The 20,693-nt window shown below is 35.0% G+C and carries 19 protein-coding genes and 1 pseudogene; 14 read left to right on the top strand and 6 right to left on the bottom strand.

The genetic code is table 11. The features are described from left to right. The first annotated feature begins 120 nt into the window (after positions 1-120). From pssA to ACFSCX_RS13070, 3 genes are all read left to right on the top strand, one after another. Complete coding sequence (gene pssA / locus ACFSCX_RS13060; protein ID WP_377928691.1) at positions 121-816, top strand: CDP-diacylglycerol--serine O-phosphatidyltransferase; 696 nt, start codon at positions 121-123, stop codon at positions 814-816. A gap of 138 nt (positions 817-954) precedes the next feature. After that, the gene (locus ACFSCX_RS13065) at positions 955-1,368 is read left to right on the top strand and encodes a hypothetical protein (protein ID WP_377928692.1); all 414 of its coding nucleotides are present in this window, start codon (positions 955-957) and stop codon (positions 1,366-1,368) included. Positions 1,369-1,444: 76 nt separating this feature from the next. Beyond that, positions 1,445-2,593 (top strand): M20 family metallopeptidase, encoded by a 1,149-nt coding sequence (locus ACFSCX_RS13070; protein WP_377928798.1) that lies wholly within the window; start codon positions 1,445-1,447, stop codon positions 2,591-2,593. A 574-nt stretch (positions 2,594-3,167) separates the two neighbouring features. Here ACFSCX_RS13070 and ACFSCX_RS13075 read toward each other — a convergent pair. From ACFSCX_RS13075 to ACFSCX_RS13085, 3 genes are all read right to left on the bottom strand, one after another. Then, entirely contained in the window at positions 3,168-3,800 is a 633-nt protein-coding gene (locus tag ACFSCX_RS13075; protein ID WP_377928693.1) for a type 1 glutamine amidotransferase family protein, read from the bottom strand. A 74-nt stretch (positions 3,801-3,874) separates the two neighbouring features. Then, complete coding sequence (locus ACFSCX_RS13080; RefSeq protein WP_377928694.1) at positions 3,875-4,837, bottom strand: helix-turn-helix transcriptional regulator; 963 nt, start codon at positions 4,835-4,837, stop codon at positions 3,875-3,877. 63 nt (positions 4,838-4,900) lie between these two features. Further along, positions 4,901-5,476, bottom strand: a complete 576-nt coding sequence (locus ACFSCX_RS13085) for a recombinase family protein (protein WP_377928695.1) — start codon at positions 5,474-5,476, stop codon at positions 4,901-4,903. 147 nt (positions 5,477-5,623) lie between these two features. Between ACFSCX_RS13085 and ACFSCX_RS13090 the strand changes: the two are divergent. From ACFSCX_RS13090 to ACFSCX_RS13120, 7 genes and pseudogenes are all read left to right on the top strand, one after another. Next, positions 5,624-8,557, top strand: a pseudogene (locus tag ACFSCX_RS13090) (Tn3 family transposase). A 196-nt stretch (positions 8,558-8,753) separates the two neighbouring features. Next, positions 8,754-9,128, top strand: coding sequence for an ArsR/SmtB family transcription factor (locus ACFSCX_RS13095; RefSeq protein ID WP_377928696.1), 375 nt, complete (start codon positions 8,754-8,756; stop codon positions 9,126-9,128). Position 9,129: 1 nt separating this feature from the next. Continuing rightward, complete coding sequence (locus ACFSCX_RS13100; RefSeq protein ID WP_377928799.1) at positions 9,130-11,253, top strand: heavy metal translocating P-type ATPase; 2,124 nt, start codon at positions 9,130-9,132, stop codon at positions 11,251-11,253. A gap of 106 nt (positions 11,254-11,359) precedes the next feature. Beyond that, on the top strand, positions 11,360-11,905 hold the full coding sequence (locus tag ACFSCX_RS13105; RefSeq protein WP_377928697.1) for a hypothetical protein: 546 nt from the start codon (positions 11,360-11,362) through the stop codon (positions 11,903-11,905). Positions 11,906-12,109: 204 nt separating this feature from the next. Beyond that, positions 12,110-12,733, top strand: a complete 624-nt coding sequence (locus tag ACFSCX_RS13110) for an NUDIX hydrolase (protein ID WP_377928698.1) — start codon at positions 12,110-12,112, stop codon at positions 12,731-12,733. A gap of 132 nt (positions 12,734-12,865) precedes the next feature. Continuing rightward, complete coding sequence (locus ACFSCX_RS13115) at positions 12,866-13,078, top strand: hypothetical protein (RefSeq protein ID WP_377928699.1); 213 nt, start codon at positions 12,866-12,868, stop codon at positions 13,076-13,078. 89 nt (positions 13,079-13,167) lie between these two features. Continuing rightward, positions 13,168-13,647 (top strand): hypothetical protein, encoded by a 480-nt coding sequence (locus ACFSCX_RS13120; protein WP_377928700.1) that lies wholly within the window; start codon positions 13,168-13,170, stop codon positions 13,645-13,647. 35 nt (positions 13,648-13,682) lie between these two features. Here the strand turns inward: ACFSCX_RS13120 and ACFSCX_RS13125 are convergent, their stop codons facing one another. Together ACFSCX_RS13125 and ACFSCX_RS13130 are read right to left on the bottom strand one after the other, a co-directional pair. Next, complete coding sequence (locus ACFSCX_RS13125) at positions 13,683-13,880, bottom strand: cold-shock protein (RefSeq protein ID WP_377928701.1); 198 nt, start codon at positions 13,878-13,880, stop codon at positions 13,683-13,685. Between the two features lie 224 nt (positions 13,881-14,104). Next, positions 14,105-14,278 carry a hypothetical protein gene (locus ACFSCX_RS13130; protein WP_377928702.1) on the bottom strand — a complete coding sequence of 58 codons (174 nt, stop codon included), beginning with the start codon at positions 14,276-14,278 and terminating at the stop codon, positions 14,105-14,107. A 229-nt stretch (positions 14,279-14,507) separates the two neighbouring features. Between ACFSCX_RS13130 and ACFSCX_RS13135 the strand changes: the two genes are divergently transcribed. Beyond that, positions 14,508-14,876, top strand: coding sequence for a hypothetical protein (locus ACFSCX_RS13135; RefSeq protein ID WP_377928703.1), 369 nt, complete (start codon positions 14,508-14,510; stop codon positions 14,874-14,876). Positions 14,877-14,933: 57 nt separating this feature from the next. Here the strand turns inward: ACFSCX_RS13135 and ACFSCX_RS13140 are convergent, their stop codons facing one another. Further along, a complete protein-coding gene (locus ACFSCX_RS13140) occupies positions 14,934-17,057 on the bottom strand; it encodes an ATP-dependent Clp protease ATP-binding subunit (protein WP_377928800.1) in 2,124 nt (707 codons plus the stop codon). A 275-nt stretch (positions 17,058-17,332) separates the two neighbouring features. On the opposite strand from ACFSCX_RS13140, the gene ACFSCX_RS13145 reads away from it, so the two are divergent. The 3 genes from ACFSCX_RS13145 (at position 17,333) to ACFSCX_RS13155 (ending at position 20,581) form a co-directional block, all read left to right on the top strand. Further along, positions 17,333-17,833: a GNAT family N-acetyltransferase gene (locus ACFSCX_RS13145; protein ID WP_377928704.1), complete on the top strand. Its 501-nt coding sequence runs from the start codon at positions 17,333-17,335 to the stop codon at positions 17,831-17,833. A 30-nt stretch (positions 17,834-17,863) separates the two neighbouring features. Then, positions 17,864-18,226: a hypothetical protein gene (locus tag ACFSCX_RS13150; protein WP_377928705.1), complete on the top strand. Its 363-nt coding sequence runs from the start codon at positions 17,864-17,866 to the stop codon at positions 18,224-18,226. 183 nt (positions 18,227-18,409) lie between these two features. Then, positions 18,410-20,581, top strand: coding sequence for a DNA topoisomerase III (locus tag ACFSCX_RS13155; protein WP_377928706.1), 2,172 nt, complete (start codon positions 18,410-18,412; stop codon positions 20,579-20,581). The last annotated feature ends 112 nt before the right edge of the window (positions 20,582-20,693 follow it).

The raw sequence follows: 20,693 nt of genomic DNA on the forward strand, positions 1-20,693 counted from the left end.
GACATGTGTTATGGGTAAAATGTTATAATCTATTGTATTAACTTATTTTACTTAATTTATAGGTTACTACTTATTATGCACCCGAGTCAGGATTAATAAAAAAGGAGTGATTGTCTCTTCATGAGATTAGTTAAATCCATTCCAAATATGTTTACACTTGGAAATCTTTATTGTGGATTCTTATCTATAGGTTTTGCTGCATATGGCCAATACAATAATGCAGCAATTTTAATATTAATTGGGATGATGCTCGATAGTATGGATGGTCGATTAGCGAGAATGCTAAAAGCAGATAGTTCACTTGGAAAGGAACTAGATTCTCTTGCTGATATTGTTACATTCGGTGTTGCCCCATCGTTTTTAGTATATTATACATACTTCAATCAATTTGGTTTATTAGGCTTTGTTGTTGCTGGGCTTTTTCCATTATTTGGGGCATATCGCTTAGCTCGCTTTAATATAAGTTCCGACAAAACTTCGTTAAGTTATTTTATCGGGGTTCCCATTACCGCTGCAGGGGGAATTTTAGCCTTACTGACCATATTTGGCGACTACATACCAGATATTATTACAACCGTTGTTTTTACAGCACTTAGCTTTCTAATGGTTAGTAGAATAAGAATCCCGAGTCTTAAAGATATACCGCTTCCAAAATACGGAACAATCATAACCTTATTTTTAGGTTCTTTATTATTTGTTATATATAAAGGTACTTATCAGCATTTTCCATATTTGATTTATATTGCCACTCCATTATATATAGCATTTTTAGCCTATCGATTCATCAAATGGAAAGGCAAAAGGGAAACAGAGTAATCCCTACTAATTAAAGATTTTTTCATATGACCGTTTGATACGGTCTTTTTTCTGTTATTATACGACAGTGTTTATGTACAGCCTAGCAAAACGCTGTTATAATTTGGGAAAGGTATGAGGTAAACAGGAGGGAGTACCGTGAATAAGGCTTTAATTGGGATAACTACAATCATTCTCATGATTTTACTGAGCTTTACAAAGTCATTATATGTTGAATGGAACGAGCTTATTATTGTCATCATTTCTATCACTATTGGATCGTTATCCTATCACTACTCAACTCATAAACTTGAATCTTCTCATTTACTTGGTATATCTGCTGTAAGTGGATTCTTCTTTTGTGTATTACTAGGGATAATTGATATTACCATAGATCACTTTCTTTACTTTTTGCCAAGTGGAAATGAGGATGGCGATCCACTATCACTACGCTTTAAAATTGAAGAATATAATGATGATTTATTTATAGAAAGTTTAATAAGCTTCCTTTGCGTACCCATTCTGTCGTTTATTGCATCAAAGACAATCTCTTTCTTTACAAAGAATAATTAGTGCTTTTGGCAAAACATGAACTTTGATAAAATCAGACTATTAACATTTTTTATCGTGGAAAGAAGGAAAGTGGATGATGGAGTCGTTTTTAAAGAAACACCAGCCCGAGATGCTAAAAATGATTGAAAAACTCGTGAATATCGATAGTGGTTCGTACTATAAACAAGGAGTAGATCAGATCGGACAAATCCTTAAAGATTCCTATGAACAGCTTGGTTATCAAGTGAAAGTGGATAATCAGAATAAACTTGGAAACCATCTTATTATACAATATGCAGAAGCAAAAGAACCTCAAATCTTGGTCCTTGCTCATATGGATACTGTATTCCCGGAAGGAACAGCTAAAGAACGGTCATTTCGGATAGAAGGAAACCGGGCATATGGACCTGGTGTTATTGACATGAAGTCTAGTTTAGTGACTCTCTTATTTGCAATAAAAGCATTGCAACATAATGGTGACCAAAGCTTCAAGAATGTAAAAATCATGATCAATAGTGATGAAGAAATTGGTTCCCTTACATCACGGAAACTTATTGAAAGAGAAGCGGTTAGTACACAATACGCATTAGTAATGGAACCTGCTAGGAAAGATGGTTCTTTAGTATCATCAAGAAGAGGTAAAGGTAATTATACAATAATTGTAGAAGGAAAGGCTGCCCATTCCGGAATCGAACCTGAAAAAGGTAGAAGTGCGATTGAAGAATTAGCTCACAAAATTATACAATTACACGAGCTTACGGACCACGACAAAGGTATAAGCGTCAATGTCGGTTTAATTGAAGGTGGATCAAGTGCTAATACGGTATCTGATCATGCTGAAGCACAAATAGATGTCCGAATTTCTGAAATGGAGCAAGCTGAAATTATCGAAGAAAAACTTGAGGAAATTTGTTCAACAACAGATGTATCTGGTACAAGGGTATCCCTTGAAGGAGAAATAAACCGTCCACCTATGGAGAAAAACAAGAAGACTAATGCCTTACTGCGTATCATTCAAGATGTAGGAGATGAAATTGGCGTAGAGATTGAAGATACCGCGACTGGTGGAGGATCTGATGCGTCATTTACATCAGCTCTAGGAATTGCGACAATTGATGGACTTGGTCCGGTTGGTGGTAATGCACATAGCGACAAGGAATACTTAGAAATCCCATCTTTAACCGAACGTTCCTTGTTATTAGCAACGATAATAAGTCGATTAACATATATGAATGATAATATGTAGTGGTATGTAGTCATCAAACACTACATTTCATACGCTTAAAACATGAAAAGGGGCTGTCCCATAAGTTCCTAAAGAAATTGTCCTTTCTTGAATGTGAGTTAATCACTCACATTCTACTAGATAGGATGATTTTTTTGTGCTTTTTAATAGTTGGCTAGGTTAAGCTCAATCTCAAGCTGTTGATAGAAGCGGAAGAAGCGAAGAATTCTGCTAGAGTAGAGGGCAGGGAGAGAACCCGCAGGTTTGTAGCACCAAAAAAGCTCCACGTACCACTCGCAGATCGAAGTGATTGAAGAGCAAATCAACAGACAGAGTTAAACACAGTAAGACAAATCTTTGAGGGACACTCAAAGATTTAGCTACCTGTATTTTATACAGTCCTTTATCACTTTTAGACTAAACAAATTTGCTCATTTAGGGGTAGCGTCAGGAAAATGCGGATTTACAACGATAAGGAAATTCCAAATTAAAAAGCCCAACTTCTCTGCAAAACAAAATAGAGAAAGTGAGCTTTTCAGTTACTTCATTATTTTTTATTTGAACTAATATAAAACTGCTAAGTTGATTTTTTAGCTCAGCTATTTATTGAATTCATTAACTGGAAGAAGTATTCAGGTTTATGAGTCTTATTTAGGTTATACCATGAATGTAATGTATCTGGTGCAAATACATCTAATTTTTTCAGTACTTCCATCGCAAATTCCAGAGGAGCTATTCCTGATGCAGTAACTAAATTCGCATCAGATACCGCAGATCCCACCTCATAGAACTTTTCTCCTTTATAGTTAGGACATACCATTTTAGTGTATTCTAAATTATTACTGGTATGCTTTCTAGTATCTAAGTATCCCATATTCGCAAGGGCCTCATTTGCACCACAAATTGCAGCAACAATAGTGCCAAGCTTTAAAGCTTGGCCAATTCTTTCCAAGATAGGTTGATGAATTTCTTCATTCCAAGTAGTCCCTCCTGGTAAAATTAAAAGATCTTTACTCTCAAGAGTACATTCATCAAGGGAAATATCTGGTTTTATGCTCAGTCCTCCCATAGTAGTAATCATTTCTTTATTAGCTCCTACTGTAATTACTTTTAAAGGTACTAAATCTTTTTTGAAATATCTTCCTGAGTTTAGTTCAGCAATTAAATATCCATATTCCCAGTCCGACATTGTATTAAATACATATAGAAAAACTTTTTTTGTTTGCATCCAATAACACTCCAATCACAATTGATATAGCTATTATAATATAACTTCCCTGACAGTTAACGTCAGGGAAGTTATCATACTTGATGAAATTTTATTAATTCCGACAGAATTTCAATAAGTCTTTTCTTAAGACTTATTGGCTCAATAACTTTAATAGATTTATTGTACGGTAAAAGTAAATAAGGTACATATGTATGTATCATATCTTTTTCAAGAAGAAAAACTGCTTGATTTGAAGTCCGTTCTTGTAAATAATGTCCTAAAAACCAATGTTGGCAAATATCAGCCAATACACTTTTATCCCCATTAATAACCAAAGAAATAATCCCTTCCTTATCTTCTATAGTTGGAAGAAGATTTTTTATAAAAAAGTCACGTGCTGAAAAATTTTCTGGCCGGTTAAACTTATTTTCGGTTAGCATTAGACTTTCAATTCGATCTACTCTAAAACTACGGATATCATTCCTAAGATGACAAAATCCAATCACATACCACTTATTATTCCAATAGATAATTCTGTACGGATCGACCAATCTATAATTTAATTGCTTTTCGCCACTTTTATGGTAAAGAATTTTTACTGAGTACCCGTCAGCTAAGGCCTGCTCCAACTCCTTCAAAAAAGATTCCATAGAGAGAGAACTTAATCGACTTATTACTTCAAGACTAGATAAATGTTGGTTTATCTTTGTTTCCTGCTCTTGATTTGAGTATTTACTTAGTTTTGAAATGGCTCTATTTAGTGCTTCACCTCCATAATATCCGGCTTCTTTTGCAAAAACAGCAGCGTGAAATAGTGAAGTTTGCTCCTCAAAATCAAAAAAAAGAGGAGCCTCAATAAAATTGTTCAATAAAGTGTAACCACCGTTATGTCCTGGTTCTGAAATTATAGGTACACCACTTGTTGAAATTGTATCAATATAACGATACACAGTCCTTATATTAATTTCTAACTTTTCCGAAATTTGTTTTGCAGTAATTTTTTCACCTGAACGAAGCATCCATAGAATTGCTAACATATTGTCAATTTTAGGCATATAATTCCACCTCTATATGAAATTTATTTTCTATTATACATTTCCGATTTTTGGTATAACTCATCAACTGTTCCTTTCCGATAGCTTTCTATACAATGAGGCCCTAGACACATTTGTGATTTCACAAATTTGATTTACAGTCATATCTCCCTCTTTATAAAGCTTTACTGCATAATTCATTCCTGCATGATTTTTATGGTACTTCTTTAACCGACCTTTAAACTTTCCTTCTTTCTTAGCCAGTTCAATCCCTTCACGCTGCCGCATACGGATAAGATCACGTTCTAATTGGTTTACACCCGCCATAACTGTAATTAAGAATTGGCTGTAGGGATTATCTTCTGATAAATCTAGCCATGTATCTTTTAAGGATTTTAATTTTGCATTTTTACTCCGTATGTTATCGATTAGTTCAAATAAATCTTGTGTACTACGAGTAATCCTAGTTAAGTCTGTAACATAAATGATGTCACCTTCTTGTATATCCTCTAACATTTTTTGAAGTTGCTCACGATCTTTTGTTGCTCCGGAAACTTTTTCTTCAAAAATAATATCCATTCCGATTTCGTTCAGTTGCTGAAATTGCCTTGAAGGATTCTGGCTAGTTGAACTGACACGTATATAACCAATTTTTCGCAAAATATCACCTCATTTTTGAGACAAGTCTTATGAGACGCTCTTAACTTTGATTTTATCAGTCTCCTACACTTGTATCAATAGAGTACACTCTATTGATATATAATTGAACAAATTAACTGAATAATCACAGAAATGAGATGGTACTGTATGAAAATGGCGAGAGGTAGAGAATTACTTACACCGGAACAGCGACAAGCCTTTATACAAATTTCTGAAGATGAGTGGGTGCTAGGAAGCTACTACACTTTTTCCAAACGAGATTTAGAAATTATAAATAAGCGAAGGAGAGAAGAAAACCGTTTAGGGTTCGCGGTTCAATTGGCCATTCTTCGGTATCCCGGTTGGCCATACACTCATATCAAAAGCATCCCAGATTCAGTCATACATTATATATCGAAACAAATCGGTTCTACTCCATCTTCGCTTAGTCTTTATCCTCAAAGAGAAGATACACTTTGGGATCATTTGAAAGAAATTCGAAATGAATACGACTTTGTAACTTTTACTCTAAAAGAATATCGAATGACATTTAAGCACCTTCATCAATTAGCTTTGGAAAATGGTGATGCCATTCATCTACTACATGAATGTATAGATTTTCTAAGAAAAAACAAAATCATACTGCCTGCTATCACTACACTTGAAAGAATGGTGTGGGAAGCAAGGGCAATGGCTGAAAAGAAGTTATTCAACACGGTTAATCAATCTCTAACAATTGAGCAAAAAGAAAAACTTGAAGAGATTATTACCTCACAACATCCATCCGAATCCAATAAAACGATATTGGGTTGGTTAAAAGAGCCACCGGGTCATCCTTCACCCGAAACATTTCTAAAAGTAATAGAACGACACGAATACATACGAGGGATGGAATTAGAAACGGTACAAATTAGTCATTTGCATCGCAATCGCCTGTTACAGCTATCTCGCTTAGGTTCACGATATGAGCCTTATGCATTCCGTGACTTTCAAGAAAATAAACGATATTCAATATTAACCGTCAATGTATTACAACTTACTCAGGAGTTAACAGATAAAGTTGTTTGAAATTCATGACAGACAAATACTAAGTCTGTTATCAAAAGGTCGTAAGGCTCAAGAGGAAATTCAGAAACAAAACGGAAAAAAGCTGAATGAAGAAGTCATACACTTTACGAACATCGGACAAGCATTAATCAAAGCTAAAGAAGAGAAATTAGACGTTTTTGAGGTTTTGGAATCTGTTATTGAATGGAACTCTTTTGTTTCTTCCGTGGAAGAAGCCCAAGAACTTGCACGCCTAGCTGACTATGATTATTTAGACTTACTGCAAAAACGATTTTATTCACTTAGAAAATATACGCCAACGCTATTAAGGGTATTGGAATTTCATTCTACAAAGGCAAATGAGCCACTTTTACAAGCTGTTGAGATTATCCGAGGAATGAACGAATCCGGAAAGCGAAAAGTGCCTGATGACTCTCCTGTGGATTTTATTTCAAAACGTTGGAAAAAGCATTTGTACGAGGAAGATGGTACAACAATCAATCGTCATTACTATGAAATGGCTGTTTTAACAGAACTTCGGGAGCATGTTCGGGCAGGAGATGTTTCCATTGTTGGCAGCAGACAATATAGAGATTTTGAGGAATATTTGTTTTCAGAAGATACATGGAACCAAACGAAGGAGAATACGAGATTATCAGTTAGTTTAACATTCGAAGATTATATGACGGAGAGAACCAGCAACCTTAACGAAAGGTTAAAGTGGTTAGATGCCAATTCCAACAAGTTAGATGGGGTTTCTCTTGAAAAAGGAAAGCTGTCACTTGCACGCTTAGAAAAAGATGTTCCAGAAGAAGCAAAAAAGTTTAGTGCAAGCCTTTATCAAATGCTACCAAGAATTAAATTAACCGATCTACTTATGGATGTTGCCCATATAACAGGATTTCATGAGCAATTTACTCATGCTTCTAACAACCGAAAACCAGATAAAGAAGAAACAATCATTATTATGGCTGCTCTTTTAGGTATGGGAATGAATATTGGATTGAGTAAGATGGCTGAAGCCACACCCGGACTTACATGTAAGCAACTAGCCAATGCTTCTCAATGGCGCATGTATGAATACGCAATGAATAAAGCCCAAGCCATTTTAGTAAATTTTCATCACAAATTACAATTGTCTTCTTATTGGGGAGACGGCACGACGTCCTCGTCAGATGGAATGAGAATGCAGCTAGGTGTTTCATCATTACATGCAGATTCAATTCCACATTACGGAACCGGAAAAGGGGCCACCATCTATCGATTTACAAGTGATCAATTCTCTTCTTACTACACAAAGATTATTCATACAAACTCAAGGGATGCAATTCATGTTTTGGATGGTTTGTTGCACCAAGACAGCTGGTTACACAGACCAAATATTCGGACTGACTCATTTATTAGGATTTAAATTTGCCCCAAGAATAAGGGATTTATCAGACTCGAAATTATTTAACAATAGATAAAGCAAGTGAATATCCAAAATTAGAAGCCATTTTACGTGGACAAATAAATACAAAGGTCATTAAAGAAAATTATCAGGATGTTTTGCGATTAGCTCATTCTTTAAAGGAAGGAAAAGTTTCAGCATCCCTTATTATGGGGAAACTAGGTTCTTATTCAAGACAAAACAGCTTGGCTACAGTCTTACGTGAGATGGGCCGAATAGAAAAAACGATCTTTATTTTGAGTTATATTTCGGATGAATCATTAAGAAGAAAAATACAAGAAGGATTGAATAAAGGAGAAGCCATGAATGGACTGGCAAGAGCTATTTTCTTCGGAAAACAAGGAGAGCTTTGGGAACGAACCATACAGCATCAATTGCAAAGAGCCAGTGCTTTAAACATAATTATCAATGCCATTAGTGTCTGGAATACCCTACATCTGACAAAAGCAGTTGAATACCAAAAAGGTTTAGGTAATTTTAATGTAGATTTGTTGCATCATATGTCTCCTTTAGGCTGGGAGCATATCAATTTACTAGGAGAGTACCGTTTTAATTCTGAAAAAATGGTTGTGTTAGATTCTCTAAGACCACTAAAACTTTCTTAACGTTGTTAAAACTGGGGTAATCGTCTTGAAAATAGGCTTAGCGATTTTCCTGACGGTACCCCATTTACAATTTTCGAATCACAATGTTCATTTCATTTTATACAATATAGTAAGTTTAATCATTCAAAAAATCGTTTGACTGTTCTATTCCTGTCAATTATACTAATATTCAAATAATCATTTGATTAATGGGGTGATGACAATCGGTAAGAAAGATATTTGTGAAATTACTTGCTTTGATTCAGAAAAAGTAAATCGATTAACGAAACTAGTTACCAATACTAACACTTTGGAAGTATCTAAAATATTTAAGGCATTAGCAGACGATACTAGAGTAAAAATTGCTTATGCCTTGACCATTGATCATGAACTATGCGTTTGTGATGTAGCCAACATTGTAGGGTGTACGTTAGCGACTGCTTCACATCACTTGAGGCTATTAAGAAACATGGGATTAGCGAAATATCGAAAGGAAGGTAAGCTTGTCTTTTATTCACTTGATGATGAACATGTAAAACAATTAGTTCAAATTGCAGTAACTCACCAAAAGGAGGTGGAAACACGTGACTGATGTGGTTGAAAAATCCATTCAAAAAACTGTTTTTCGTGTCCAAGGCTTTACTTGAGCAGGGTGTGCGACTAAGTTCGAAAAGAACGTCAAACACCTGGAAGGTGTTTTAGATGCAAGTGTTAATTTTGGCGCTTCGAAACTCACTGTTTATGGTGAAACAACCATTGAAGAGCTTGAAAAGGCAGGAGCGTTTGAAAATATTCGTGTTATACCTGAAAAAGAACGATTTGAAGAGAAAAGTGAGCATCTGATCAAAAAACATGCAAATGTAATACTCTCAGCTTTCTTCCTTCTCCTTGGTTGGTCTCTTGGAGAAGCAATGGATGAAAGTAACATCTTTTCAATTGTTTCTTATTTCATCTCCATCGTTATTGGGGGCTATCGACTATTTCAAACAGGATTTAAAAATCTTATCACTTTGCAATTTGACATGAGAACCCTCATGACAATTGCCATTATTGGAGCTGCTTTCATAGGTGAATGGGGGGAGGGAGCCACGGTCGTCATATTATTTGCGATCAGTGAAGTACTTGAATCTTATTCTATGGAAAAAGCTAGACAATCCATCAGGTCGTTGATGGATATTGCACCGAGAGAGGCATTAGTGAGAAGAGGTCATCAAGAATTACTTGTTCCTGTAGAAGAGATTCAGATAAATGATATTATGATTGTAAAACCAGGCCAAAAAATTGCAATGGATGGGATTGTAATAGGTGGATATTCGGCTGTAAATCAAGCGGCAATAACAGGCGAATCGGTACCTGTAAATAAATCACTTGACGATGAAGTATTTGCAGGAACGATTAATGAAGAAGGATTACTCGAAGTAAGAGTAACAAAGCATGTAAATGATACAACTATCGCCAAAATCATTCACTTAGTTGAAGAAGCACAAGCAGAACGTGCTCCTTCCCAAGCTTTTGTTGATCGATTTGCAAAATATTATACACCAATAATCATGCTAATAGCTCTTGGAGTTGCGATTACCCCCCCATTATTATGGGACGCAAGCTGGAGTAATTGGATTTATCAAGGCTTGGCTGTGTTAGTTGTTGGATGTCCATGTGCTCTCGTTATATCTACTCCTGTGTCAATTGTAACAGCGATTGGAAATGCTGCTCGAAATGGAGTCTTGATTAAAGGTGGTATACATCTTGAGGAAACTGGTTCTCTTAAAGCAATTGCCTTTGATAAAACCGGTACTTTAACTAAAGGAAAACCAGTTGTAACCGATTATATTCCTCTATTAACCGAAGAGTCACCTGAGCAACTTTTAACGACCATCGCTGCTCTAGAAAACAAATCACAGCATCCCCTCGCTGGTGCAATTATGAAAAAGGCTGAAGAAGAAAAATTGCCTTATCAATCAATCCTAGTTGAAGAGTTTTTGTCAATTACGGGTAAAGGATTAAAGGGAAGAATAAACAATGAGGAAATTTTTGTAGGAAATCCAGAGCTTTTTGATGAATTGATGGAGATTGATAATCACAATAGAGCTATAATCCATCAACTTCAGACCTCAGGTAAAACAGTGATAGTCGCAGGAACTAAAAATAGATTGATGGCCCTTATTGCAGTGTCAGATGAAGTAAGAGATAGTAGTCAATCTGTTATTCAAAGATTGCATGAACTCGGAATTGAAAAGACTATTATGCTTACGGGTGATAATGAAGGTACTGCTCTTGCAATAGGAAACAAAGTAGGGGTTACTGATGTAAAGGCGAATCTCTTACCTGAAGATAAGCTTGATTTTATTAAGCAACTAAGAATAAAGTATAATAATGTTGGTATGGTAGGTGATGGGGTAAATGACGCACCTGCATTAGCCGCATCCACAGTTGGGATTGCCATGGGAGGAGCTGGAACAGACACAGCCTTAGAAACAGCGGATATAGCACTCATGGGAGATGATCTTAGAAAATTACCGTTTACGATTAGGTTGAGTCGAAAGGCTCTTACCATCATTAAACAAAATATTGCATTCTCTTTAGGAATAAAATTATTGGCACTACTTCTGGTCATCCCTGGCTGGCTAACTTTATGGATAGCCATATTTGCAGATATGGGAGCAACGTTACTCGTAACCTTAAATGGACTGCGGTTATTACGAGTTAAGGACAAATAACAAAATGAAAGGCTTTCCACTTGTGGGAAGTCTTTTTATATGCGCTCATGAGCATTTTATGAAACTTATTACTTCCGCTTACGTCTACACTAGAAAGGAGGAAAAGATGAAAACAATCATAATCGTATTATCATGTATGTTTTTGCTTGTAAGCTGTGAAGCTAGACAGTTGATGGTAATAGCCCCAGAAAAGCAAGATGTCAACGGATTTAGGGAACCAACACCTAATGAATGGGCGGATTATATCATACCAGTTAGAGAATATTTATACTTACGAACACAAGCTGTAGTTAAGAATGATATATCTGTTTTATGGAATAAGTATCCAAATTTAAAAAGTCCGATAAGACCAAAAGATGGTATAAACAGTGAGAGATACGAAGTAGAATCTTTAAATAGAAGTTTTACTTTCATAGATGCTAATTTTTCAGAGGAAGGATACGGAAGATTAAAAATGAAGGAAGTAAGTAATACCGAAATCATTTTACTTGTCCATGGAGGAATTGGATATTTACGTCATGACTTTCAAACTTCAGGGGGAGAGCTTTTAATCGAACTATATTTAGAGTATGATGGGAATGAATGGAATATTATTCAATCAGACGAATACATGCTCCCAGAATATAAGGAATGGGTAAAAAAGAGTCAATAATGGGGTCTAGAATATGGGAAACTTATTTCATTATCAATTACCAGAATGGTTTATTCTATTTGCACTGATTGTGTTAATTGGATTCATTGGGTTCTCAGTATGGTGGACGAATAAATAAACCTGAGTGCACACAGTTGCACTCTTTTCTATGAATGTTAATTAATCATACTTACATATTCAAAATAGGGAGAGGAATCTAAACTGATGGAAATGATAAAAATATTTGACGCACAAAGAAATCAAATCGGTGTTAAAAATCGCATGGAAGTACATGAAAAAGGCTATTGGCATGAAACGTTTCATTGCTGGTTTGTAAGTAATGAACAAGATACCAACTATATTTATTTTCAATTAAGAAGCAACAACAAGAAGGATTTCCCCAATTTATTAGATATAACAGCAGCAGGTCACCTGCTAGCTGACGAATCAGTTGATGATGGTATTCGAGAAGTTCAAGAAGAACTGGGCATAGAGCTTTCCCTCAGTGATCTAATACCACTTGGGGTTGTCAAAGATTGCATTAAAACTGGCCAATTTATTGATAATGAACATGCACACGTATTTCTTTATGAGAGCAAATATGAGTTAAATGACTTTTCATTACAGGAAGATGAAGTATCTGGTATTGTAAGAACAGAATTTAATGCTTTTTATGAGCTGTGTAATGGAATTCGAAATGAGATTCTTATTGAAGGAATGAAGGTAATCGAAAACGGACAGAAAGTAATACTAAAAGAGACCGTATCAAAACAAGGTTTTGTACCTCATCCTGATACATACTTACAAGAGGTTTCAGAACTGATACATAATGTTTTAAAGGGGATATGATGATCTTCGTGAATTAAAAGTTGTTATAACTAAAGTGGGTTTCACACAAGAGTGTACAACTTTTAGTCCTTGTGATTTTTGAGAAAATAGGATATTTTATAGTAGAAATAAGAAAGGAGCTATCCGTAATACATGAAAATTAAAGAATTTATTCAAACGTATGAGAACTTTTTTTTTAGTATACTATTCTTTTTAGTAGCTTGGCCCATCCTTTATTACATGATTGATTTAGAAAATACAACATATCGTATTATTTTTTATATATTAACAATTCTGTATCTCCTTAGTAATGTAGCGATCTTCGTCTTAACGTATATGCAAAATAATAAGAATAAGAGCTCTTAAATTATTTTTTTGAAGGTGAAAGTAGTTTTATTTTAGGAACACCAGGTATAAAAAATACAGGATTTAAGCCTATATAATTTGGAGGAATCATGTTAACTTTTGCTCAAAAATTGTCAATTATAGAATCTTTTCCAGAACTAAAGCGTAAAGAGGTATCATTAAATCGTGTGAACTTCCATTACGAAGAAAGTGGTAGTGAAAAGAAGAACGTTGTATACCATTTACACCCAAACGGCAATGGATTTGTTTATGCAGAACATCTTAATGAATATGAGGTTGATCATAAAGGAATGGTAAACATTCGTGACTTTAATGAGAAAGAATTACGAACGATTATTGAGAAATCAATAGAATCTCTAGCACCAAGATCTACAAAAGAATTAGCTGTTATCGGAGATCATGAAGAGCAGCGATGGGTGAATAATGAGAACCATACTTTACTTCTAGTATTTGAAGATGAGATGTGGAATGTTTATGCAGGACTAAATCTAGATGGAACATTTCCTTCCTATAATGAAGCAAAACAATATTTAGAAGAAGAAGGCTTTTGGCAAATACAATATAAATAAAAAAGGACTCCGAAATATGGAGTCCTTTATACATATTACTTCTGAACGTTTGCAGCTTGTGGTCCACGTGGGCCTTGCTCGATATCAAAAGAAACCGTTTGGCCTTCTTCTAAAGATTTAAATCCATCACCTTGAATAGCTGAAAAGTGTACGAATACATCGTCGCTACCTTCAACTTCGATGAATCCAAAACCTTTTTCTGAATTAAACCATTTTACTTTACCTTGAGTCATGTGTGTTGCCTCCTACGTGAATTACACGAATAATTTACTATCCTTGCTCAAGTATTTCCTTCAAGATGAACTTCCTTTACAAAAGGTTTTTCTATCAGATAATCCGAACAAAAATAATTAAGTTAATCATAACAGGGTTTACTATAAAATAACAAGTTTTCTTTTAAATCAATTTTATTAAGAATACAGAGAATATAAAAGAATGTTGAGAATTAGATGATAATTTAATCAATTTCCTCAATTTCTTCTTGAAAATAAAAGGTATTAGGATACTCTTTTACAGTATATGAGTATCTTTTCATCATAGGTACATAACTGAATTTACTAATTGTTACGGTTTCACCTGTTGTTTTAATACGAACTTTATCCTCGTTTTTAAATTTATTTTTACCTTTCACTTTTAACCAACTCTTTTCGTTAATATCTTAACTAATAGTATGATTATCTCATACTTTAGTTCCTATTGTTAGTTATTCTAAAAATACATCTGAACAATTTATCAAAAGTTGTGGTAGTTTCTGCTAATAATGGATATACTATAAGAGCGGAGGGATGAACCCTTTGGGTCTTCTATTGTGTAGGCTCATTGGTAGAACGTGAGATCTACAGTAGAAGGGATGAAACATAATGACAGAATTAGTATATCAGGCAAAAGCTGGAGATGGCTATTTAAAGAAAGGGATGAAAAGAACGAATACGTTCTTTATGTCTGCTCAAGAAGCTGTGGCAGAAGCCCTAGCATTAAAAGAGAAAATGGATAAGAAGTATAAGAATGAAATTCAATGGGATTACAATACAAAGTTATCTCGTTCATCAAAAACGGTAAATATTTTAAAAGGCTATTTAGGTGGAGTTAGAGAGACAAGTCCTTTTTATTTACAGATTGTTTGTATGGAGCAAGATCAAGATTATGATATCTCTACACCAATAAAACCAAAAAAAATGAATAAAAATGATAAAGAAGTTGTAAACAAAGTCGTTAAATTTTTAAATTAATTCAAGATAGTAAAACCCTCCGTGTAAAAATTGGAGGGTTTTTTCAGTTTATTCAATTTAAGCTACTACAATTTGGTCATCAATTAAGCTAATAGTAACGAAGTTAATCTTTTCATTATCGATAATTAAGTCAGCAATTCCATCTTCAATTATTTCTTGTATGACTCGGCGAAGTGGCCTTGCCCCAAATGTAGAACTGTATCCTAATTCAGCTATCTTAACTTTTGCTTCACTTGCAATCTCTATTGTAATACCTTGTTCTTTAAGGTTCTCAATTAAGTCGGATAACATAATATCTACAATTTTTAAGATACTTTCTTTTTCAAGATGCTTAAATTCAATTATAGAGTCAAAACGATTTAGGAACTCTGGACGGAAATAGTCGCCGAGTGATTCCAGGATTGACATATACTCATCAGTTGTATTTGTTCCAAAACCAAGTTCACCTTTTTTCTTTTGTGAAGTACCTGCGTTAGATGTCATAATAATTACTGTATCTCTGAAGCTTGTTACTCTTCCTTGGCTATCAGTTAGTCGACCATCTTCCATAATTTGAAGGAACATGTTCAAAACATCTGGATGTGCTTTTTCAACTTCATCCAATAGAAGGATAGAATAGGGATTCCTTCTTACTTTTTCTGTCAATTGACCTGCTTCTTCATGACCAACGTATCCAGGAGGAGAGCCAATAAGCTTTGAAACAGAGTGCTTCTCCATATATTCACTCATGTCTAAACGTATCATTGCATCCTTACTGCCAAATAGTTCAGCGGCAAGAGTTTTGGTTAACTCGGTTTTACCTGTTCCCGTTGGTCCAACAAAGAGGAAGGAGGCAGTCGGACGAGTTTTCGATTTTAGTCCTGCACGTCCGCGGCGAATTGCTTTGGCTACTTTCTCAACCGCTATTTCTTGTCCAATAATCTTTTCCATCAAACGCGCTTGAAGATCCTTTAATTTTGCTTGTTCACTTTCCTGAAGTTTCCTTACGGGAATACCTGTTTTTGATTCAATTATGGCTTGAATATGTTCGATTGTCACAATAGATTGATTACCTGTTGGTGTAGTTTCTAGCCTTTCTCTTAATTGATTCTCTTCATCTCGTAGCTTTGCGGCTGTTTCATAGTCCTCTTTTGTAGAAGCTTCAGTTTTTAGCTTCGTAATTTCATCCAGTCTCTGCTGAATTTTTCCTTTATCTGTTTCTACCTGATCCAGATTTAACTGAGATCCCGCTTCATCTAATAAATCGATCGCTTTGTCTGGTAAGTAGCGATCTTGTATATATCGATTTGATAGGGTTACACAAGCCTTTAAAACATCATTTGAATACTGAACATCATGATAGCTCTCATAAATGGGTCGGATTCCTTTTAAGATTTCAAATGCTTCATCGACAGTTGGTTCTTTTACAATAATCGGTTGAAAACGTCGTTCCAGTGCTGGATCCTTTTCAATTATTCTATACTCCTTTAATGTTGTAGCCCCGATAATCTGCATATCACCACGTGCTAGAGCAGGCTTAAGAATATTAGCAGCATCCATTGATCCTTCTGAAGTTGACCCAGCACCAACAACCATATGAAGTTCGTCAATAAACAATATAATATCATCTCGCTTTTGTAACTCCTCAACGAGTTGTTTCATATTTTCTTCAAATTGTCCTCTATAACTTGTTCCAGCCACAAGAGAATTTATATCAAGAGTATAGACTTGTTTATTTCTAAGTTTTTTAGGCACTGTTCCTTCTGTAATTTTCAGCGCAAAACCTTCAACAATCGCAGTTTTTCCAACACCAGCTTCTCCAATTAGAACGGGGTTATTTTTAGTTCGACGGTTCAATACTTCAATTAATCGTTCAACTTCTTTATCTCGGCCAATAACTAAATCAATTCGTCCTTGCTTTGCTTCGTTCGTTAAATTTTTACCATGCTGATCTAAAAAACCATTTTGTTTAATTCGTTGTTGATTTTGATTCATTTCTTGATGAGCCTGGCCAGGGCTAGGAGAGAAGAACTGTTTAAAAAAATCATCAATATTTGAAGAATGACTATTAAACTGTGCATTAAAAGGTTGTTTTACAAAAGCATAGCACTCAGTGCATAAGTGTAATTGCTTTCTTTGTTGATTAACTTGTACATTCATTTGAACAGTTGCTTGGTTCTGTTGACATTTTTGACACATCATCATGCTAAACCCTCCTAAATTTGATTCTTTGACTTTGACTAACTTTGACCTTATAAATAAAAAATAATAGATGGAAATCCATCCAAACGATTATGCTATCATTGATGATATTTGTCTATATTATATTTGACCTTTTTTGACTTTTCAAGTGGTTTGCTTTGAATTTGTTGAAGAGTAAAATTTCTATTAAAAGAAATACAGTTACTATTACTGGCGAATTTCTGAATTATGTTATATGTTGGAAATATCTATAATTTTTATAGGGAGATATATGTATGACCGTTATGAAACAAAGCAACAAAGGAATGATTATACTTGACATGTATAATCCAATCTATTTATCAACATTAGAAACCTTTTCACTCCCAGATGAACAAAGGCAGTTTACAGGGATGCCACTAGAAATGATTAAATTAGCAAAAGAAGATCATAGTCGAAATCCAATTGTGATTTTAAACCACAATAACCCAGTAGGTTTTTTTGTTCTTCAAAATGGTGCTAGAGTTGTGGAGTATACCGATAATCCAAATGCATTATTGTTAATTGCCTTTTCTATTAATGAAACAGAGCAAGGTAAAGGATTTGCAAAGGATGGACTTCAATTATTAGATAAGTTTGTAAAACAACACTTTCCAACTATTAATGAAATTGTTCTCGCCGTCAATATGAGGAACAATGCCGCTAGACAACTTTATGAGCGGGTAGGATTTATTGATAAAGGTATAAGGAAAATGGGTCAAATTGGAGAGCAAGCGATTCTATCCCTTCAATTGTAAGGTTAGCATTTTAGGAAGGGGGTATAAAACATGCCAATGGAACAAGAAACAATAACTCTACTTAAAGGTGGATTCTCGGTAGTAATGGTGATCTCTGTACTCATCACTGTTGTATTATGGTACAGGTTCCGGAAAGGTAGATTGACTTTGCATTTTGCCTTTATATTTACTCTCTTTCATTTTCTTACATTAAGTACGGCCATTCATTCAGCAATTCAAACGATATCATATGATTTTTTGATGGTTGAAGATGGAATGACCACTATACATCCTATGGCATCAGAGGAGATCTCTTTAAAACTTGGTGCTACTGGTGTAATATGGGGAACAAGTATGGTATGTTTACTTATTTCTATCATTTTGTTCTCACTATCATCAAAGGTTAAGTATTAAGGAAAGAAAAGCTATGTGCAATTATCCATTCCAATTGTATTACTTTAATCGTCTATACTTGAACAATAGTGTTGAAACGTCTATTCTAAAATAAGTAAAATCAAACTAAGCTACGATGAAGAGAGCTTAGTTTTTCTATTGATTCCACAAATCGTTTTATTGTATATAGAAAGGAATGCTTCGATGAATAAACAATTAGTATTAGCTGAGAAACCTTCAGTCGGCAGAGATCTCGCTAGAGTATTAGGATGTCATAAAAAAGGGAATGGATATTTTGAAGGAAGTCAATATATTGTAACATGGGCTCTAGGGCATCTTGTTACGTTGGCAGACCCAGAACGATATGAAGATAAATACAAATCCTGGAAATTAGAGGATCTTCCCATTTTACCTCCATCATTGAAATTAACAGTGATCAAACAAACTGGGAAACAATTTAACATAGTTAAAACTCTGCTTTCCCGTAATGATGTATCTGTGGTCGTTATTGCAACAGATGCTGGTCGTGAAGGGGAACTCGTTGCCAGATGGATATTAGATAAAGCGAAGGTAAAGAAGCCGCTTAAAAGACTCTGGATTTCATCTGTAACTGATAGGGCAATAAAGGAGGGCTTCCAGAAGCTACGAAGTGGAAATGAATATGAAAACTTATATGCTTCAGCCGTTGCACGATCTGAAGCAGACTGGTTTGTAGGGATAAATGCAACACGAGCCTTAACAACTAAATATAATGCCCAGCTCTCATGTGGGCGTGTTCAGACACCTACACTCGCTATGATTGCAAAAAGGGAAGATGAAATTAAAGAATTTAAGCCGAAAGTATATTATGGAATTTTAGCAATAACTTCACACTTTACCTTAGCCTGGCATGACTCAAAAACAAAGGAAAAGCGATCATTTGATAAAAATCGAATTGAAGACATCGTAAAACGGCTAAACAATCATAATGCTATCGTCGAAGATGTCCAAAAGAGTCGAAAGAAAAGCTACTCACCACAGCTTTATGACTTAACGGAATTACAAAGAGACGGTCATAGGTTGTTCGGATTTTCTGCAAAAGAAACACTATCAATCATGCAGAAGTTATATGAACAACATAAGTTAGTCACGTATCCACGAACCGATTCAAGGTATATCTCTACTGATATGGTGGATACATTAAAAGATCGTATTGAGGCATGCATGATCCCTGACTATGCACAATTTGCTAAGAAAGCATTAAGGACTATGCGTCCAAATTATTCTTTTGTTGATAATAGTAAGGTTTCAGATCATCATGCGATTATTCCAACCGAACAAAGGGCAAATATAAGAGAGCTTAGTGAAAAAGAAAGAAAGATATATGATTTAATTGTTAAGCGTTTCTTAGCAATGATGTATCCACCCTTTGAATATGAGCAAACAAATGTAATGGCAAAAATCAGTACAGAAGTGTTCAATGCAAAGGGTAAAACCGTTGTTTCACTAGGTTGGAAGGAAGTATATAATCAATCAAGTGATGAAGACACTGATGATGAACAAGCCTTACCAGTTATTCAAAAGGGAGACCGGTTTGAAATAATAAACCTGAGGTCTACAACTGGAGAAACAAAGCCACCAAAACGATTCGATGAGGGTACTTTATTGTCAGCTATGGAAAACCCGGCAAAATTCATGACTGGGGAAAGTAAAGATTTGATTCAAACGATTGGAAAAACAGGCGGGCTTGGGACTGTTGCGACAAGAGCTGATATCATTGAAAAGTTGTTTAACAGTTTCTTAATAGAACAAAAAGGGAAAGAAATTTTTATTACAAATAAAGGTAAACAGCTACTAGAGTTGGTACCAGAGGATCTAAAATCGCCTGCATTGACAGCTGAATGGGAACAAAAGCTCGAGCTTATTTCAAAAGGTTTATTAAAGAAGGAAATGTTTGTTCGCGAAATAAAAGAATATACGAAAACGGCAATAAAAGAAATTAAAAACAGTGGTGCACGATTTAAGCACGATAATTTAACTGGTACAAAATGCCCTGATTGTGGGAAGCTAATGCTTGAGGTAAATGGAAAGAAGGGAAAAATGCTTGTATGTCAGGATAGGGATTGTGGACACAGAAAGAATATTTCCAAAGTTACTAACGCCCGATGTCCGAATTGTAAAAAGAAGCTTGAACTTCGCGGAGAAGGAGACGGACAAATATTCTTCTGTAAATGTGGTCATCGTGAAAAACTCTCTACTTTCCAGGAAAGAAGAAAGAAAGACCAACATTCTAAAGTATCAAAGAGAGATGTAGCGAGTTATTTGAAAAAGCAAGATAACGAACCGGTTAACACCGCACTTGCGGATGCACTAGCAAAACTAAAATTTAATAAATAAAAAAAAGACGAGAACAAGGTTCTCGTCTTTTTAGTACTGTGAAACTAAATCTATTTCTAATCTGAGCCAACTAAGCATTTCTAGTAAGTTCTTTCCCCTTACATAAAGAATA

It is taken from the genome of Bacillus salitolerans, from assembly GCF_042680805.1.
GTDB classification, from domain to species: domain Bacteria; phylum Bacillota; class Bacilli; order Bacillales; family SA4; genus Bacillus_CJ; species Bacillus_CJ salitolerans.